The sequence below is a fragment of the Tistrella arctica genome (assembly GCF_039630945.1).
Taxonomy (GTDB): Bacteria; Pseudomonadota; Alphaproteobacteria; order Tistrellales; family Tistrellaceae; genus Tistrella; species Tistrella bauzanensis.
Map to the genome: position 1 here is coordinate 284,719 of NZ_JBBKTV010000004.1, position 17,824 is coordinate 302,542.

14 protein-coding genes are annotated in these 17,824 nt (G+C 67.9%); all 14 read right to left on the reverse strand.

The window, feature by feature from the left end; genetic code table 11:
• Positions 1-2: 2 nt before the first annotated feature.
• Positions 3-1,388, reverse strand: a complete 1,386-nt coding sequence (locus WG924_RS10840) for an LLM class flavin-dependent oxidoreductase (RefSeq protein WP_345933045.1) — start codon at positions 1,386-1,388, stop codon at positions 3-5.
• Between the two features lie 31 nt (positions 1,389-1,419).
• Positions 1,420-2,709, reverse strand: coding sequence for a TRAP transporter large permease (locus WG924_RS10845; protein ID WP_345933046.1), 1,290 nt, complete (start codon positions 2,707-2,709; stop codon positions 1,420-1,422).
• The gene (locus WG924_RS10850) at positions 2,699-3,235 is read right to left on the reverse strand and encodes a TRAP transporter small permease (RefSeq protein ID WP_345933047.1); all 537 of its coding nucleotides are present in this window, start codon (positions 3,233-3,235) and stop codon (positions 2,699-2,701) included. The genes WG924_RS10845 and WG924_RS10850 overlap by 11 nt, the downstream gene beginning before the upstream one ends.
• A complete protein-coding gene (locus WG924_RS10855) occupies positions 3,232-4,266 on the reverse strand; it encodes a TRAP transporter substrate-binding protein (protein WP_345933048.1) in 1,035 nt (344 codons plus the stop codon). The genes WG924_RS10850 and WG924_RS10855 overlap by 4 nt, the downstream gene beginning before the upstream one ends.
• Positions 4,267-4,523: 257 nt before the next feature.
• Positions 4,524-5,624 carry a radical SAM protein gene (locus tag WG924_RS10860; RefSeq protein ID WP_345933049.1) on the reverse strand — a complete coding sequence of 367 codons (1,101 nt, stop codon included), beginning with the start codon at positions 5,622-5,624 and terminating at the stop codon, positions 4,524-4,526.
• The gene (locus WG924_RS10865; RefSeq protein ID WP_345933050.1) at positions 5,621-6,358 is read right to left on the reverse strand and encodes a methyltransferase; all 738 of its coding nucleotides are present in this window, start codon (positions 6,356-6,358) and stop codon (positions 5,621-5,623) included. Before WG924_RS10865 ends, WG924_RS10860 begins: the two co-directional genes overlap by 4 nt.
• Positions 6,355-7,590 carry a lipopolysaccharide biosynthesis protein gene (locus WG924_RS10870; protein ID WP_345933051.1) on the reverse strand — a complete coding sequence of 412 codons (1,236 nt, stop codon included), beginning with the start codon at positions 7,588-7,590 and terminating at the stop codon, positions 6,355-6,357. The genes WG924_RS10865 and WG924_RS10870 overlap by 4 nt, the downstream gene beginning before the upstream one ends.
• The gene (locus tag WG924_RS10875; protein WP_345933052.1) at positions 7,562-8,617 is read right to left on the reverse strand and encodes a glycosyltransferase family 4 protein; all 1,056 of its coding nucleotides are present in this window, start codon (positions 8,615-8,617) and stop codon (positions 7,562-7,564) included. Before WG924_RS10875 ends, WG924_RS10870 begins: the two co-directional genes overlap by 29 nt.
• On the reverse strand, positions 8,614-10,137 hold the full coding sequence (locus tag WG924_RS10880; protein ID WP_345933053.1) for a hypothetical protein: 1,524 nt from the start codon (positions 10,135-10,137) through the stop codon (positions 8,614-8,616). Before WG924_RS10880 ends, WG924_RS10875 begins: the two co-directional genes overlap by 4 nt.
• Positions 10,124-11,572: a B12-binding domain-containing radical SAM protein gene (locus tag WG924_RS10885; RefSeq protein WP_345933054.1), complete on the reverse strand. Its 1,449-nt coding sequence runs from the start codon at positions 11,570-11,572 to the stop codon at positions 10,124-10,126. Before WG924_RS10885 ends, WG924_RS10880 begins: the two co-directional genes overlap by 14 nt.
• Positions 11,569-12,408, reverse strand: coding sequence for a class I SAM-dependent DNA methyltransferase (locus WG924_RS10890; protein ID WP_345933055.1), 840 nt, complete (start codon positions 12,406-12,408; stop codon positions 11,569-11,571). The genes WG924_RS10885 and WG924_RS10890 overlap by 4 nt, the downstream gene beginning before the upstream one ends.
• Complete coding sequence (locus tag WG924_RS10895; protein WP_345933056.1) at positions 12,405-14,885, reverse strand: B12-binding domain-containing radical SAM protein; 2,481 nt, start codon at positions 14,883-14,885, stop codon at positions 12,405-12,407. Before WG924_RS10895 ends, WG924_RS10890 begins: the two co-directional genes overlap by 4 nt.
• Positions 14,882-16,177 carry a glycosyltransferase family 9 protein gene (locus WG924_RS10900; protein WP_345933057.1) on the reverse strand — a complete coding sequence of 432 codons (1,296 nt, stop codon included), beginning with the start codon at positions 16,175-16,177 and terminating at the stop codon, positions 14,882-14,884. Before WG924_RS10900 ends, WG924_RS10895 begins: the two co-directional genes overlap by 4 nt.
• Positions 16,161-17,570 carry a B12-binding domain-containing radical SAM protein gene (locus WG924_RS10905; RefSeq protein ID WP_345933058.1) on the reverse strand — a complete coding sequence of 470 codons (1,410 nt, stop codon included), beginning with the start codon at positions 17,568-17,570 and terminating at the stop codon, positions 16,161-16,163. The genes WG924_RS10900 and WG924_RS10905 overlap by 17 nt, the downstream gene beginning before the upstream one ends.
• Positions 17,571-17,824: the final 254 nt, after the last annotated feature.

The window sequence follows — 17,824 nt, forward strand, 5'->3', positions numbered from 1 at the left end:
TGTCACACCTGCGCCGCCGGATGGCTGGCGAGCACCCCCGGTGTCCGGCCGGGGAACATCTTCTGCCGCATCGTGCCCGGCCGGTACGCGGTCTTGAACAGGCCCCGGTTCTGCAATTCGGGCACGACCAGATCGCAGAACGACCGGATGCCGGCCGGCTCGACCGTGCGCACCAGGTTCAGCCCGTCGATACCCGTCTGGGCCACGAAGGTCTCGATCTGGTCGCAGACCGTGCGCGCGGAACCGCAGAAGAACAGCTCCGGTCCCCGCAGCGGCCCGAACTTCGCCAGATCGGCAACCGTATAGACCCGGCCTTCACTGTTGCGGGTCATCTGCTCGACGATCGACTGAATGGCCTGGCTCTCGACATGGCGGATCGGCTCATCCGGCGCATAGCGCGACAGATCGATGCCGGTGATGCCCGAAAGGAAGGCGAGGTTGCCGTCGGCGCTGGAATACCGCCCGGTCTCGGCCATGATCTCCTGCGCCAGCGCATCGGTTTCCGCCACGATCACCGTCACCGCATTGAACACTTTCAGATCCTGGCCGTTGCGGCCACAGGCCTCGGCCTGCCCGCGCAGACTGTCGGTAAGATGCCGGGCATAGGGGATGCTGTTGGCCGAGATGAAGGCGCTTTCGGCATGGCGGCCGGCGAACCGCATGCCCCGCCCCGACGCGCCGGCCGAAAAGATGAACGGCGTGCGCTGCGGCGAGGGCTCGCTCAGATGGATGCCCTCGCACTGGAAATAGCGCCCGGCATGGCGCACCGGCCTCACCTTCGACGGATCGGCGAAGATGTGGCTGTCCTTGTCGCGCACCGCCGCGTCACTGTCCCAGCTTGTCTCCCACAGCTTGTAGACGACCTCCATGAACTCGTCGGCGATGTCATAGCGTTCGTCATGCGGTGGCAGGTCGGTTCTGCCCAGGGCGCGCGCCGCCGAGGCCGCGGTTCCGGTCACCACGTTCCAGGCCAGCCGCCCCTCGGTCAGATGATCGAGGGTCGACAATCGCCGCGCCAGCAGATAGGGCGGCTCGAAGGTTGTGTTGCCGGTGACGCCGAAGGTGAGATGGTCGGTCACCGCCGCCATGGCCGGGATCAGCAGCATCGGATCATTGGTCGGGCAGAAGCAGCCGCTCTTCAACGTCGCATCCGAACTGCCCTGATAGACGTCGTGCACGGCAAGGATGTCGGCCAGAAAGATCCCGTCGATCAGCCCATCCTCGCAGATCCGGGCGAGATTGACCCAATAATCGAGCCGGTTGTAATCCAGGTCATGGGCCTGCGGATGGCTCCACAAGCCCGGCCATGACTGGCTTGGAGACGCGGAATAGAAAGCATTCACGAATATTTCTTTGGCAGGCGCTGCATCGTTATGCGTCGCGGGCATGATATCACATCCTCCATAGCGGAACTTGTCTTCAGCCCAGCAGGGCAAGAGAGATGACGGGAAAGAGCACGATCAGAACGATGCGGACCATGTCGCTGAGCACGAAGGGCAGCACGCCCCGGAACAGCGCCGGCAGGCCCGCCTGTGGCGCCACGGCGTTCAGAACGAAGATGTTCATGCCGATGGGGGGCGTGATCATGCCCAGTTCCACCACCGCGACGGTCACGATGCCCCACCAGACGACGTCATAGCCGAGGCTCTCGATCACCGGCAGAACGAATGGCAGGGTGATCAGCATGGCGGCGATGGTGTCGAAGACGCTGCCGAGCACCACATACATCAGCACGAAGGCCGCGACGATCATCAGCGGCGGCCAGCCTGTCGCCTCGATGAAGGCGGTGAAGGCCTGCGGCGCGCCGGTGACGGTGACGAAATAGCTCATCATCTCGGCCCCGAAGATGATCAGATAGATCATGCCGGTATTGCGTCCCGCCTCGACGAGGCAGCCCAGGAACCGCGCCCAGGTCAGCCGGCCCCGCAGCAGCGCGAAGACGATCGACAGGATCGCGCCCACGGCCGCGGCCTCGTTGACGGTGAAGACGCCGCCATACATGCCGCCGATGATGACCAGCAGAAACACCAGCGTCGGCGCCGCGCCGATCAGCGCCTCCAGGCGGTCCGCCCGGCTGTAGCGGTCGCCGGGCGGGGCCAGTTCGGGATGGCGCGCGGTGACGACGGCCAGCGTCAGCATCTGCAACGCGACGGCGAGCACCGCCGGCCCGACCGCCGCGACGAAGAGATCCAGAATGAAGCTCTCGGTCATGATCGCGTAGATGACCAGAATGACCGATGGCGGGATCAGCGCCCCCAGCGTGCCAGCGGCGGCGATGGTGCCGCCGGCCAGCGACAGCGCATAGCCACGCGTTGCCATCTCAGGCATCGCCACCCGGCCGAAGGTGGCGGCCGTGGCCACCGACGAGCCGCAGATCGCCCCGAACACCGCGCAGCCGGCGATGGTGGCGTGCAGCAGCCCGCCGCGCCGGTGCCCGATCATCCGCTCGGACAGGCGATAGAGATCGGTCGCAAGCCCGCTGATCGACGCGAAACTGCCCATCAGCAGAAACAGCGGCACCACCGCGAGGCTCTGGCTGGTGACGCTCGCGTCGATGGCGCTGACCAGGGTCGAGACGGCCGGCGTCACGCCCACCAGCAGCGCATAGCCGCCGAAGCCTGTCGCCAGCATCGCGATGGCGATCGGGATCTGAAGGTAGATCAGGCCGAACATCACGGCCAGGCCGATGGCGAAAGACTCAAGCCCCATCGGCGGCCCCCTCCCCCCGGCCCGTCAGCCTGCGCAACGCATCGCCAAGGATGACCACCTGAAACAACGCGGCGACCAGAAAGAAGCCGGCGAAGACCGTCCAGGACGGCCATTGCGGCAGGCGCAGCAGCCAGGTGCTCTCGCCGCTCCACATCAGCGCCAGCGCATGGCGGCCAAGCGCATAGGCCATCCCCGCCAGCACGATCAGCACCACCACGCCGGCCGCGACGTCGAGGGCCGCGATGGCGCGCGCGCCAAGCAGGCGGTCGAGGAACCGGATGGTGATGTTGCCACGGGTGACGATCACCGCCGGCACCGAGGCACCGATCGCGACCGGCAGCGCCACCTCGGCGATGTCGCCGATCCCGCGCAAGGGGGCGTTGAACAGCCAGCGTCCCAACACGTCGACCAGCGTCAGGCCGGCCAGCCCGATCAGCCCGATCAGGCCCAGCAGCAGCAGCAGCCGGGCGGTCTGATGGAGCACGCCGACGGGCGCCGCCCCCGTTTCCGACGGGCTGCCGCTCATTTCCCGGCCTCGTCATTGTCGTCGCGGCCGGCTTGCCGGTTGCGGACCGCCTGAAGGATACGGTCGCGCCCGGCGCCCTCCGCCGCCCATTCGGCCTGAATGCGGCCGAAGATCTGATCAAGCGCGGCGACATCCTTGTCCGACGGCATGGTCACGACATGGCCGCTGCCCGCGGCCGACCATGCCGCCAGCAGCGCCTCGGCCTTGTCGTCGGCCGCACCGCCCCAGGCTTCCGAAAGCGCCCGGCCGCTTTCGGCGTCGATCGCGGCCTGCGCCGCCTCGGGCAGGGCATCGAAGACGCTCTGTCGCATCACCAGCATCACATGGCCGGTGCCCAGCCGGGCCAGGAAGTGATTGCGGGCGATCTCGGCGACGCCGGTCTGCTCGTCGAGGCTGGGATGCGAGGCGACCCCGTCGATCACGCCCCGGGTCAGGGCCTCGGCGGACTCCGAGACCGACATCGCGACCGCCGTGCCGCCCATGGCCTCGATCACGCGGATACCATAGCGCCCGGCGGTGCGCAGCTTCTGGCCCTGCACATCGGCCAGGCTGGCGACCGGCCTGGTCGCGCTGATCGAGAACGGCGGCGAGGCGAACAGGCCCAGCACCTTCAGCCCGTCGAAGCCCGTCAGCAGCCCGGCCTCATAGAGCCCCCACATGGTCGACGACGCCGCGCGCGACGACGCATACAGCCCGGGGATCTCGGCCACCGTGTTGTCGGGGAACCGGTCGGGCGTATAGGCCGGCACCGGGTAGGTGATATCCGCGACACCGTCCTCGACCATCTTCAACTGTGCCGCCGGATCACGCCCCAGCGTGCCGCCGGTGAAGGGGACGATCTTCAGCGTACCGCCGGAAGCCGCCTCGACCCGCTCGGCCCAGGGCGCGAAGACGTTGACCCATTCATGTCCCTTGCCGCTCAGCCAATAGCCGAAGCGGAGTTCGGCGGTCTCCCGCGCGACGGCGGCCACGGGCTGCATGGCCACGGCGCCCAGAATGCACAACGCAAAGGCGCTTCGTAATATCTGCATGATGTCCTCCCTTTATAAACGGCGATCGGCCGTTTTCAGAAGAACACACGCCCCCTTCTCTCAGGTCACCATCCAAAACGGAAAGACTGTTTTTCAATGATACCATTGCCTTCGCCCCATCATCGGCCGACAATGTTCGGGACGGTAAGGCCACACGCATCATATGGCGTGCGCGATATCTTGACATCGCACATCCGGACCGTGCATCTCGAAGTTCCCTGCACGGGTCGTGTGACACGATCCGACAGGTGGGCCGATCAGGACATCGCACTGCAGCAGCGGGTGCAGGCCGGCATCAGCCCGCCGGCCGCGACCAGTTCCCGCCGCAGCCCGTCGAGCGCCGGTGCCCGCCAGAGCCGATCGAGACCGGTCTCGCGGATGTTGCCGAGATCCATGCGGAAACAGCGGCCATGTGCCGGGATCGCCGCGCCATCGGCATCGATCATCAGGATGCGGAAGGCGTCGCGGCAGCGCCGGCCAACCGGACGTGCCGGGTCGTGATAATAGGTGGCAAGCCCGGCCGGATCGAGGATGCGCGGCTGGAGATGCAGGGCGAAGGGCAGATCCAGCCCGACCAGACGGGTGAGATCGCGGGAGAGCAGGTCAAGATCGATCGCCGCCGGATCTGCGGCAAAGACGTTGGAGGCTGTGGCCGCCAGCGGCGCGGCATACAGGGCGTTGTGGCGTGCGGCCATGGCCTCGTCGACGAAGTTGTTGTGAGTGACCACCAGGCTGGCGATCCGCGCACCGGCGCGATGCCGCCGGGCGAGATCCAGTGCGAAATCCGCCAGATGTCCGACATTCCATTCGGTGATGGTGCAGACCACGCCCACCGGAGGCGCGCCGGCGATGATGGTCAGCCCGGCAATCCCCGCCATTGCCCGGTCATGGCTGCCCACGCGGCCACGAATCCGGTCATGAACCTCGCCCGGCCCATCGATCGAGACATTCAGGGCCGAGATACCCGAACGGGCAAGCATGTCGGCCAGCCGCGGCAGCAGCAGACCATTGGTCGTGACCGTGGTGGTCACGCCGCGGCTGCGGGCAAGGTCGAGCGCGGCTTCCAGATGCGGCCAGGCCAGCGGCTCGGTATAGGCCAGGCCGAGACGCGCCCCCGGCGCATGTGCCGCCATCTGGTCCAGGATGTGGGCGAAGAGGTCCGGCGGCATCGATCGGGCGGTGGCACCGGTCAGGTTGCCGCCGAAATTGGTCTGGCCGTCGCCGGTGCCGACATCACACATCCGGCAGCGCAGATTGCAGAAATTGTTGACGCCAAGGATGATCCATTCCGGTGCGAAGCGCAGATGCCCGGGCAGGAACCGTTCGTTGGCGTTGCGCAGACGCGCGTGAATGGTCATGCGGCACCGTCCCGGGCCACCACCCTGAACAGCAACTTCCATTCCAGCCAGCGCCGGCGGGCATGGACGAGATCAAGGCCAAGGCCGTGCCCGGCCGCGATGGCCGCGATCCTCTCCAGATCACAATCCTCCGACAGCATCATCAGCACGTCGGTGCGATGAAGATCAAGGATAGCGAGTTGCGGGAAAAGCCGTCGGAAATAATCGAAATCCCGCCCGCAGAACCAGGCGAGTTCAGCCGCCGTGGTGGGGTTGGCGGAATAGTAAGGCGGGGTGATGGTGATCAGGTCGAAGACGGATCCGTCGATACCACCGAACTGATCGGCCACCACCACGCCGACCGACAGGCCGTTGAGGCCGGCATTCTCGGCGACGTTCGCCGCGGCGCGCGGATTGATGTCGGAGGCCGTGACCACCGCCCCCGCATGGGCGAGGGCAAGGGCGACGATGCCTGTGCCACTGCCGAGGTCGAAGGCCCGTAGGCCCCGGAGACCATCCCCCCGTGCCGACAGATGGTCGAGCAGGACGGTGGTGCTGATCGTCGGCCCGGGCGGAAAGATGCCGGGCCGGATCACGATCTCCAGCCCGCGCCACCGCCAGCGTCTGGTGACGGCATAACGGCGGTGAAAGCGCCGCTGCAGGAACGGGGACAGCCGACGGCGCACAGGGCCGCGCAGAAACCGGGCAAGCCGGCCATGACGTGGCAGGTTCCACAGGTCGTATCGGGCAGTCATGACGAGGCCCTCCCCCCGGCGCGCCAGGCGATGGCGAGTTGCAAAAGATGTCCTGCGGCAAGGGCCATCTGGACACCGGCCGGACCATGAGACGGGGCGAGCAGCAGCCCGCCCGCGAACGTGATGCCACCGGCGGCAAAGCCGGACGCGGCGACCTGAAGCTCCCGGCCCTGGCGTTGGGCCAGCAGCAACAGGGGACCATAGAGAAAGGCGAGTGTTCCCGTCGCGGTCGCCGCCAGCACCAGTGTCATGGCTGGCGCGACACCGAACAGGGCCGGCACCAGGAACGGCAGCACCATTGCGGCCATGGCCATCAGGCCGGCCCCGACCAGGACATTGCGGCCGGCGAAGCGCAGCACCGCCCGGCGGGGCAGACGCAGCAGGTCCGGCGTCGCGGCCATCACCCAGACGGCCCCCAGGGTTTGCAGATGGATCACGAAGGTCGTGACGATCTGATACTGGCCAAGCGTCTCGGGCGGCAGGGTCAGGCCGACGACATAGGAATCCGCCCGGCTGGCGAGCAGCCCCGAAAAGCCGAGCAGGAAAAACCCCCATCCGGCGCCGAGTTCGGTGAAGACGGGACGCCAGCCGCCGCCCGGCGCCGTGAGCCGATGCCGGAAGATCGCCGTTCGTCCCAGGGCGCGCAGCATCTCGGCGCCGGCCAGCACGCCCACGAGCGGTGTGATCGTGGTCTCCGCCATCCCTGAGCGAAGCGCCGCGATCAGCCCGGCCACCGACAGCCCCGCGGCGGCCAGATCGACGGTGAGCACCCATCCATAGCGGCCATCCTGCACCATCGGCGCATCGAAGCCGCGCGACCAGACCATCGCCACAAGCCAGAGCACCGCCAGGAGCCGGCTGGTGACCCCACCCGACGGATCAGACGCCGCCAGGGCCGTCACCACCACGGCCGGCGGCAACAGGAAGACCAGCCGGCTCACCGTATTGCGCCGCCAGATCATCAGTGCCTGCGCCGGCCGGGCCGCCGCCTCGCGCAGCACGAAATCCCGCGTGCCCCAGCCGACCAGATGGGCGGCAAGGCCGATCACGAGCATGTCGTGCACCACCGCCCCCCAGCCGGCGCTGCCGACGCCCCGGGTGATGATGATCGAACTGGCGGCCGCCAGCACCGGCGTCATCAGTTGCAGCCCGCCCGCGCCCGTCAGACGGCGGAGACGGCGCCTGAGGCGCACGGACTGCCGCTCAGGCGCCATAGAGCCGGAGATGGTCATCGAGCGTGCGCTCCATCAGGCATGGCAGAGAAGGGGCCGGCTGCGGTTCCGACAGGATGCGGCAGGCGGCGGCGATCAGTCCTGCCTCGTCGGCAGCGGTGACGAAGCCCGGGTCCGACAGGCCGGCGGCGATGCCGACAGGGCGGGACAGCACCACGGCGCCGCGGGCCCGGGCTTCGACCATCACCATGCAGAAGCTCTCGAATTCGGCCGTGTGGAGCAGGATCCGGGCCCGGGCCATGGCATCGAGTGCCAGCGGGCGCGGCAAGGCGCCCGACAGCTCCAGCCGGTCGCCGATACCGGCCGCCATGGCTGCGTCCCTGACCCCGGCCAGCAGCGGGCCATCGCCGATCATACGCGCCTTGAGCCCCGGATGATGCCGGGCGACCCCGGCCGCCACCCGCACGAAGGCGAGCGGATCCTTGACCGCGGTCAGGCTGCCTGCAAACAGGAGATCGATGTCGCGCACCGGCGCCACCGCCGGCACCGGCCAGGGATCGACCCCCCAGGGAATGACCAGATCGACATCCGGTCCCCCGGTCTCGCGAAGCTGTGCCCTCTGCCAGGGGCTGACCGCGACCGAGATCAGCCCGGCCCGGCCGAGCAGGCGGCGATAGCGATCATGATGCCTCACCTCCTGGCCCATCAGCGTCACCACCTGACGGGCACCGCTCAGCCGTCCGTAAAACCGGGCCAGGGCCGCGCATTCGCCAAGCCAGAAGGCATGGACCACGTCGATCGGCCCATCGCTGCGGGCGGCCAGATGCATGGCCGCGAGCGTGCGCAGCCCGCCGGCCAGACTGACGGGCAGGCGGGCGGTGCCGCCACCGGCAGGGTGAACCGGAATGCCATGCCAGAGATAGGGCCGGTGGTGACCGGGATAGCGCTGGGCGAAGATGCTGATCCGGAGCCCCGGCCGTCGGCGCCGCAGCCCCAGAATGAAGTCCTGAAGCACGGGGATGCAGATCGTGTCCTCTTCACCATTGGCAAAACCGGGGGTCAGGATCGCAAGATGGTTCAGGCTCATCCGCCGGCCCCCGCGGTATCCGGCCGTGGGGGGCCGACCCGGACCAGCCGCCAGCCGCGGCCGGCATCGGCAACAGGTTCCAGCACGTGCGTCCGCTCGGCCCGCTGCCAGTTGAGCATCGGATTGCGGCCGGCCCATTGCGCGGCCATGGCGTCCGGCGCGAACAGGATCAGGGCGCCGGGCTCGAAATCGTCGATCCGTCGGGACCAGAGATTGACCATGCGCTGTGGAACGTCGCGATTGCCCAGGGCGGGATCGACGTCGAAAGTGTAGAGCAGGCCCGGCCCCAGCGGCTGCAGAAGCGCCGCCAGATGGCGTTCGAACCGGTTCCGGTCGATCAGCGGCGACAACGCGCGCTCGGCCTGGATCATCTGTACCGCCAGCATGACGACGGGAACCGCCAGCACGACCTGCCGAATATGCCGCCGTGCCCACCCCGCAGCCCGCAGCCAGGCCGGATAGAGCAGTGCGGCGGCAAGCGGATGGAGCGGCAGTTGGAAGCGCGGGTTCTGGAAGGGAATGCCGGCAAGAAACAGCGCGTAGAGCCCGGCCGCGGCCGCCAGCAGCATCGCCTGCCGGCCGGAGAGGTCGCGCAGGCGCAGGAAGGGCAGCACCAGCACGAGCGGCAGGTGCGAGGGCCGCGCCAGCGCCGTGACCACATAGACCAGGGTCGGCAGTGGATAGTGCTGGATGCCGTCGGCGGTCGAGACGTCGCGGACAAACCAGTTCGACGCCGACCACAGGGTCAGGGAATAGTGCTGGAACAGGCCACCGGCATCCGACTGCTTCACCGCGATATGCAGCGCCACCCCCGCCGCCAGGATCATGATCGCGCCCGCAAGCCCTGCCCAGGCACGGTGGCGTATCGCCATGGCCGCGACATGCAGCCCGGGCAGCAGCAGCAGCACCGCCATGCCATAGCGGGTGCCCACGGCCGCGACCGCCATGGCGGCGAACCCCATGAGAGCCCCCGGCGACGGGCGGCGGGTGAAGCCTGCCTGAAAGACGATCGCCCAGCAGCCGAAGGCGATGGCCGTCATGTCCGACATCACCAGAACCCCGGCCTGAAGCAGGGCCGGCGTTACCGCGATGGCAAGGAACAGCCACAGGCCGCGCAGGCCCGGCCCGTCATCCGGCAGCCGCCCGTCATCCGGCAGCCCCCCGTCGTCCGGCACCCCCGACGGCCTGTTCAGCCCGTCGATGATCCGCGCGACCGCCGGCACGGTGGCCGCCAGCGACAGGGCCGCGATCATCTGCAAGGCCAGGACCACGTCACCGGTGATCCAGCCCCCGAGCGCACCGAGCAGGGTGAAGCCCACCGGCCAGGCATGCCAGCCCGGCGGCACGCCCTGCGCAATCCAGTCCTGAAGCGCGCCGGCGAACCGGGCGTATTCATGGGCGTCCTGGCCATAGAGACCATCGAAGCCCCAGATCCAGCGCATCGCGGCAAGCGCCAGCAGCGGCAGCAGCATCGCCGGCAACAGATGGCGGAACCGGATGCCGCCCTCAACCATGCCCATGCGCGCCCTCAGAGGGACCGAACCTGCGATGCCACCACATCCCCATCCGGGCACGCCCGGCGGCGAGGCGGTGGCGCAGCGCCCGCGGCCGCCACGCGGCCCCTGCCCGGTCGAGGGCGGCCGCATGGTTCAGATAGCGCAGGGCCTCGGCGTAGTAGCGGTCGCCATAGCTGCGGGGGAAGCGGTTGTCGCGATCGCTGCCGGCATCGAAGGCCGGCCCCACCACGTGATCCGCCACCGCCTGATAGAATTCGGTCCCCCGGATCGGATAGGCGAGCGTGACCGTGAACCGGTCCGGGCGGGCTGCCTGCAGATAGCGCCGGGTGGCGAGGATGTCGGCCTCGGTCTCGCCCGGATAGCCCAGCATCAGGAAGGTGCCTGTTTCGATGCCGGCGGCAGCGGCGGCACGGATCGTCGCCGTCACCTGCCCAACCGTCACCCGGCGGTCCATCGCGTCCAGAATGCGCTGCGACCCGCTCTCGGCACCGATCCAGACCCGCTTGCAGCCGGTGCGGGCAAGCAGCGCCACCACCTCGTCGGTCATCCGGTCGGCGCGGGTGATGCACTCATAGCGGATGGAAAGCCCGGCCGCATCCAGGGCCGCAGCGAAATCCGCCAGCCAGCGGTGATTGACCGTGAAGACGTCGTCGACGAACCAGTACATGTCGGGGGCATGGCGCGCTGAAAGCGCCGCCAGCTCCGCCACCACCAGCTCTGCCGAACGACGGCGATAGCTCTTGCCATAAACCGCCCGGCTGCACCAGTTGCAGGTATAGGGGCAGCCGCGCTGGGTGCTGACATTGAGCGAGGTCTCGCCATGGGCCTGGCGCCAGGCGTTGAAATAAGGCGCAAGGTCGATGCGATGGCGGGCCGGATGCGGCAGATCGTCGAGCCGCGGCAGATGGGCCCGGGCCGGCGTGGTCGTCGGCCGGCCATCGGCGTCACGATGGACCAGCCCCGCGATTCCGGCCAGAACCGCGGGATCGCGGCAATCGGCCGGATCCAGCTCGGCCAGTGCCGCCATGGTCTCCTCGCCCTCGCCCACCACCAGGATGTCGATGCCATGGTCCAGATAGTCGCCGGCATTGTAGCGGGCATCGGGCCCGCCCAGCACCAAGATCAGCCCGGCATGCGCCGGATCGGCCCTCAGCCGCCGGACGATGCCGAGGATGGCGCGCCGGGTCATCAGCGTCACATAGAAGGCGATCATCCGCGGCCGGATCGCGTCCAGTTGTGCCACGACGTCGTCGACGGTGCGGAAGGTGGTGTCGATCACCGCGTGGTCGAGGTCGCGGCCGTCGAGCCAGGCCGAGATCGACAGAAGACCGAGCGGCGGATAGGGCCGCATGATCCGCTGTTCCACCGGATCGTCGGCGAGAAAATATCCATGGCTCAGAACCAGAGGACCGCCGACGGGCGCAGGCGACCGGGTCATGCCACCCTCCGGACATCGATCAGCAGATGATCGGCGCAGCCGGCCAGCCAGGTGCATCGGGCAAGCAGGCGATCCACCGCTTCCAGCCCCGAGATCAGGCGCGGCCGGCGCGCGAAGGCCGGCTCCAGCGCCGAGGGCGGAACAGCCAGTCCGATCGGATGGACGGCGTCACAGACGAAACCCCCGGCGAAGGCCCGGCGCAGGGCTGCGGCGCCGTGATACCAGATGGTGAGCGGCTGATCGCCGATCCGGGTTGCGACCGGCCCGCGGCGAAGCCGGCGAAAGGCCGCACGCGGCCGCAGGCGAGCGAGATTCCAGCCGGCCTCCCACAGGCAGAGATGTGGCATGACCACCAGAATCACCCGGCCTCCCGGCCGCACCAGCCCGGCAAGCCGCCGTGCCAGGGCTGCCATCACATCTGGCCCGATGCAGTTCAGGCCGCCGAAATCCGAGAAGACCAGATCGAAGCCGGCGGCCTCGTCTTCTGCGTCGAGCGGCTCGCCCGCGGCCAGCGCCTCGACGGCCAGTCGCCGCATCCGCACGCCGCCGCCAGGGGCGGTTCCGGCCAGCTTCGCCTCAACCAGCTTGGCCTCCGTCCGGGCCAGCATGGCCCCGGACAGGTCGGTGGCCAGAACCTGATGGCCAAGGCCGGCCATGTGCAGGGCATCCTCGCCCGTACCACAGGTCAGCTCCAGCACCCGGAGCGACCGCCCCGGTTCTGCCAGCCGGCGGTCCAGATGTGCCCGGACCAGGCGGCGCTGGGCGGCGCCGGTCAGACTTCGGGTGAAGTCGCGGTCATAATCCGCCGCGGCCGGATCGAAGGCGGCTATGGTCATATCCTGCCCTCCCCCGCCGGTTGCGACGCCGACGGTATATCGGCCCGGGGCTGCTCCAGCCGCTTCACCCGGGTGCCGTCGAGCACCATCCGCGGCAGGTTGCGGGCAAGCCCGACCAGCCCGCGCAGCCGGCCGCCCCGCCGCGTCTCGGGCAGGCGGCCCCGCAGCACCGCCCAGGCCCGGGCGGCGCCGAAGCGGTGATGCATGTAGCGGTGCAACTGCCGATAGTATTCCGGCGAATACGTGCCCGGAAACATCAGATCGAGATCGTCGCTGTCGGTCCAGTTGGTCTTGGCGCCAAGCGCCGTGCGCACGCGGTCATGAAACACCGTGCCCGGCAACGGATAGGAGACCGAGACCCCGATCTGGTCGGGCAGCAGATCCTCGACCATGGCGATGGTCCGGCCGATATCCTCGCGGGTCTCGCCCAGATAGCCGAATTGCAGGAACAACGCACTGCGGATGCCGCGCACGCGCAGCGCCGGCACCACCTGATCGATCTGTCTGCGGCTGATCCCCTTGTCCATGGCATCGAGGATGGTCTGCGAGCCGCTCTCGGCACCGATCCAGGCCGTCTCCAGGCCCGACGAAGCCAGCGCATCGAGGGTGGTGTCGTCACGCAGCAGCAGATCGGCCCGCGACTGGATGGTGTAGCGGAAGCGCAGGCCTCGCGCCCGGACCAGCGCGTCGAAGCGCTGCACCCAGCCGGGTTTCAGCCCGAAGATGTCGTCGGTGATCCAGAAATGCTCGACACCTGTCGACCGGATCAGCCGGGCGATCTCGTCGACCACCCGCTCCGGCGAGCGGGAATTGTACCGGTTGCCATAGATCGGCTTGGCGCACCAGTTGCACGAATAGGGGCAGCCGCGCGTGGTGGCTAGATTGAGCGAGAACCGTCCATGCCGGCGCATCCAGATCGCGCGATAGGGCGCCAGATCGACCAGATCCCATGCCGGATCGGGCAACTCGTCCAGATCCCGGGTCACCCGGCGCGGCGGCTCGATCACAGGCTCGGCGCCGGCGGTTCTGGGGCGATGGGTGACACCGGCGATGCCGTCGAGCGGGCGATGGGCGCGCCAGGCGTCCAGCACGTCGTGCAGCGTGGCTTCGCTTTCGCCGCGGATCACCGCGTCGGCGCCGGCATCCAGATAGAGTGCCGCATTGTCGGTGGCATCGGAACTCGCCACCGCCACCCGTGCCCCGAAGGCACGGGCAAGCCCCACCATGCGCAATGCCGCCTGACGCATCCGGGTGAGGCACATCTTGGTCAGATAGTTGAAGCCGTCCTCGTGGATCACGACCATGGCCGGGCGATCGGCCTCCAGCCGGGCCAGCAGGTCGTATTCGCTGCGGGCAAGGCCGGCATCGAACAGCGACACCGCGAAGCCGGCTTCGCGTGCCACCGCCGCGGCATAGAGGGTTCCAAGCGGCGGATAGGGCTGGGCGATCCGCCATTGTTTGGGATCAATGCGATAGAAATAGGCCGAGGCGAACAGCACCCGCCCGGGATCGGTCCTGCGGTCGATCGGCACGCCGATCTGCGCGTCCACCGCGTCCAGCCGTGCCTGGTGCAGTTGGAGCGTCCGGTACTTCCATTCGGTCGTATGGCCCTTGAACACATGTCGACCGAGCACGAGACTGCCGCTGGCCTCGATCGCCCTGGCATGGGGGATGCGACGACGCAGATGCAGCCGGGTCAGGGCCAGCAGCGCCCTGTCGGCCAGATCCCCCACCGGTCCTGCGAACACGGCCTCGGCCACGCGCCGCGCCAGCGGCAGCGGCGGTTCGTCGACGACCGGCAACGGCGCCATGTTCGGGCGATGATCGGCGGCCCAGCCATTGGCCCGCCGCATGTCGGCCAGAATGCGATGGCCGCTCACAGGGATCAGCGTCGCCAGTTCGGTTGCCGTGAATGGATCCTGGCGCGTGAAGACCAGTGCAGACCGGTCGACCACGTAATTGGTGCACAGCCATTCGCGACTGGGCAGGCGGCGCGCATAGATCATCAGCAGGCTGCGTGCGATCCACAACCGGCCGGTGCGGGTCACCACGAAGAAGTCGTAATCCCCAGTCTCGGCCAGCACCCCTTTCGACAGCGACCCCGAGATCGCAACCGCGTCGATGAAGGGGAAGCGCATCAGTCCCCGGCCGATGGCTTCTGCCTGCGGCAGATGGTCCGCCGCTCGCTGGTTTGCCACCGCACGACGCGCCGGAAGGTCGATACCGGCGTCCATTCCGGCGATCCAGTAGCGGTCGAGGCCGGGGCGGGTCTCGACGATGCCGCGGTCGACCAGGGCATCGAGGGCCGCCGCCACCGCCGCGCGCGCAATCCCGGGACTGTCCAGAGCGTCCCAGACCTCGCTCGCCGCCAGCGGGTGCCCGAAGACCTGATGATAGGCAAGCGCCCGCAGCACCGCCGCCTCGGTGGCCGTGGGCGCGATGGTCCCGACCGTGCCGATGATGACGCCGTCCCTCATGCCTCGACCTTCCTGTCCGCAGGGCTTCGTGCGGCCTGTGGCGCTGCGATGTCGAGCAGCGGCAGCAGGGCGGCAAGGACACGGGTGGGCAGGATCTCTCGCATGCAGACAGCATCCGTGCAGGGCGTGTTGCGGTGATTGGCTGCCGAGACGCAGGGACTGCAGGCAAGGCCGGCGGTGAGTGCGATGCTCGGCCCGAGCGGCGCATAGAGAGCGGGGGTTTCGGGGCCGTAAAGCACCACGGTCGGCAGGCCCGCGACGGCCGCGAAATGGGCCGGACCGGAATCATTGGTGACCATGGCGCGGGCCAGGCGGTAGAGCGTGGGCAGGCCGGCGATCTCCACCCGGCCCGAAAGATCGATCACACGTGGATCCTCGATCATCCGGCACAGCCGGCCGGCCATGGCGGCGTCCGTGGCCGCGCCGGTGATCAGGACCGCCAGCTCCGGCCGCAGCACCAGCACCTGCCGGATCAGTCGGGCGAAATGGTCGAGCGGCCAGCGGCGCTGGGGCAGCAGGTCCGAGGCGTGGGGATTGATCAGCAGCAGCGGCGACCCTGGCTGCAACCCGGCAGGCAGCAGATCGTCGATGCGGGCGCGAAGCGCCGCCATGGCCACCGGATCTCCGGCGCGCGGGACAAGCCGGATCTCGTCATCCCTGATCACCCGCTTGGTCATCGGCCGCTCTCCGGCCGGCCGGTCCAGCGCATCGACCAGGGCCACGAAGCTCTTGGCGATGTGTTGATGCGGATTGTAGGCCACGCCATGGGTCAGAAGGTTGCCACGATAAAGGCCCTCGCCGGTGACACGGTGAAAGCCCACCCGGCGTCGCGCACCTGACAGGCCGGTGAGCAGGGCCGTAAAACGCGAGAACAACTCCAGATCGATCACCGTGTCGATACGGTTGTGCCAGGTCCAGGCAAGGAAGCGCAGAGTGTCCACGGCGACCTCGACCAGGCTGCCGGTGCGGATCGTGAAGACCCGTTCCGGCGGAATCGTGCCGGTCAGTTCCAGGCTCGCGGCATTGGATGTGAAGATCACGAACCAGGCCTCGGCGCCATGGCGCGCCTCCGCCATGCGGATCGCCGGGTCGGCGAGCACGGTGCTGCCCATTTCCGACAGCTCGACGAACAGGATCCGGCACGGTCGCGGCCCGTGCCGGCGTCGCGCCGCCAGATCCAGCAACGGCCGCAACAGACTGACGACCGCACAGAGCGGCACGCCCAGATGGCGGTCGAGCCGGCGCATGGTGGCGAGCGGGATCGCCCTGCGGGTGTCAGTTCGTCTCGGCACGAAACCCCTCCACTTCTGGCCGGGTATAGCGCCGCAACCGTTGCATCAGCTTCAGTTCCAGCGGCAACCGATAGACACCGGCGCGATAGCGCGGCGCCGCGGCGATCTGCATCAGCCGCCGTCCCCAGTTGCCGATGGTGAAATCGGTGCGGGTCGGATAGCGGGCGTTCAGCACAGTCTCGAATTCGTGGATGTGCCGGACCATCGCCGGCGTCAGCCAGGGTGTGAGCGGGTTGCGGTGCAGGTCGAAATTCTCCCAGGCCGGGCTCAGCCAGTCCTCCAGCGTCTTGGGGAAGGCGAAACCCGCCGCCAGGATCTGGTCGTGCAGGTCGCTGCCTTCGGTCGGCACCGGGCTGTAGAGGTAAAGGATGACCTCGGTCTCGGGACTCTGGTCCTTCAACCGGCGGATGAAGGCGATGTCGCGATGGATCTGCGCCCAGACCTCCGCCTCGGTCGGTCGGGGGAAACCCAGCACGAAGGAATATTCCGGAATGATGCCGAACGACAGCAGGCGCTTGGCGAAGCGCAGAATCTGGGCACCGGACTGGCGGCCGCCCTTGTCCATGCTGGCGAGCATCTCGTCATCGCCGCTCTCGGCACCGAAGAAGATCATCCGGCAACCGGCATCCCGCATCAGTGCCAGCGTCGCATCGGAATACTGGTCGATGGTGTCGATGCGTCCCTCGCCCCACCAGGTGACGCCCTGCCCGACCATCCGGCGGGAAAAGGCCACGACACGCTTCTCGGCCACGAAGAAATTATTATCGGTGAATTCGATCGCGTCGACGCCATGGGCATCGCGCATCGCCAGAACCTCGTCGGCGACGAGATCTGCCGAACGTGCCTTCCAGCGGCCCTGGTAGATCGGAACAACTGCGCAGAAGGAACAGGTAAACGGGCAGCCCATGCTGGTATGCATGGCATGGGTGTGCCGGCCCAGGAAGGTGCGCGGCAGATAGCCGGCGATGGGATAGCGCTCTGCCAGCCGGTCCAGCGGCAGGGGCGCGCGGACATCCTGGTCGGGGATCGGCGCCTTGGGCGTGCGAACCATGCGGCCGTCCCGCTCGAAGATCAGCCCGGGCACCTCGTCGACCGGCGTCCCCCCGGCCAGCGCCAGCAGCAGGGCAGGCATTGCCGCCTCTCCCGGGCCGTCGATCACGTAATCGACCCAGGGGGAACGGATCACCACGGCCGGCTGGTTGGACGGGAAATATCCGCCCCACACGGTGGTCACGTCCGGGAAGGTTTCACGCACCTGGCGGGTGATCGGCACCGCCTGCTGCAATTGCGGACCGGGCATGACCGTACAGCCAAAGACCTGAAAACGGCCGGTGGCCAGATGATCATGGATAACCGACCAGGGATCGGCTTCACGGTTACCATCGACCAACACCACCTCCGCGACTGGATCGATTGCCGCTGCGAGATGCAGGATGCTGTTTGGCACACGAAAGCTGTTTGCGGCCTTCGGGTTAAAGAGAATAACAGACGACCGTGTTTGATTATCCATATCAGCAGTTTATTTTCGCTTAATAAAAAAAGGATTAATACCTATCCAGACGATTCCATCATTCAGTAATACCATGCATATTTATGTGAGAGCAATAATAGAATGTGGACACATACTACAGAGAAATAAATCTACTT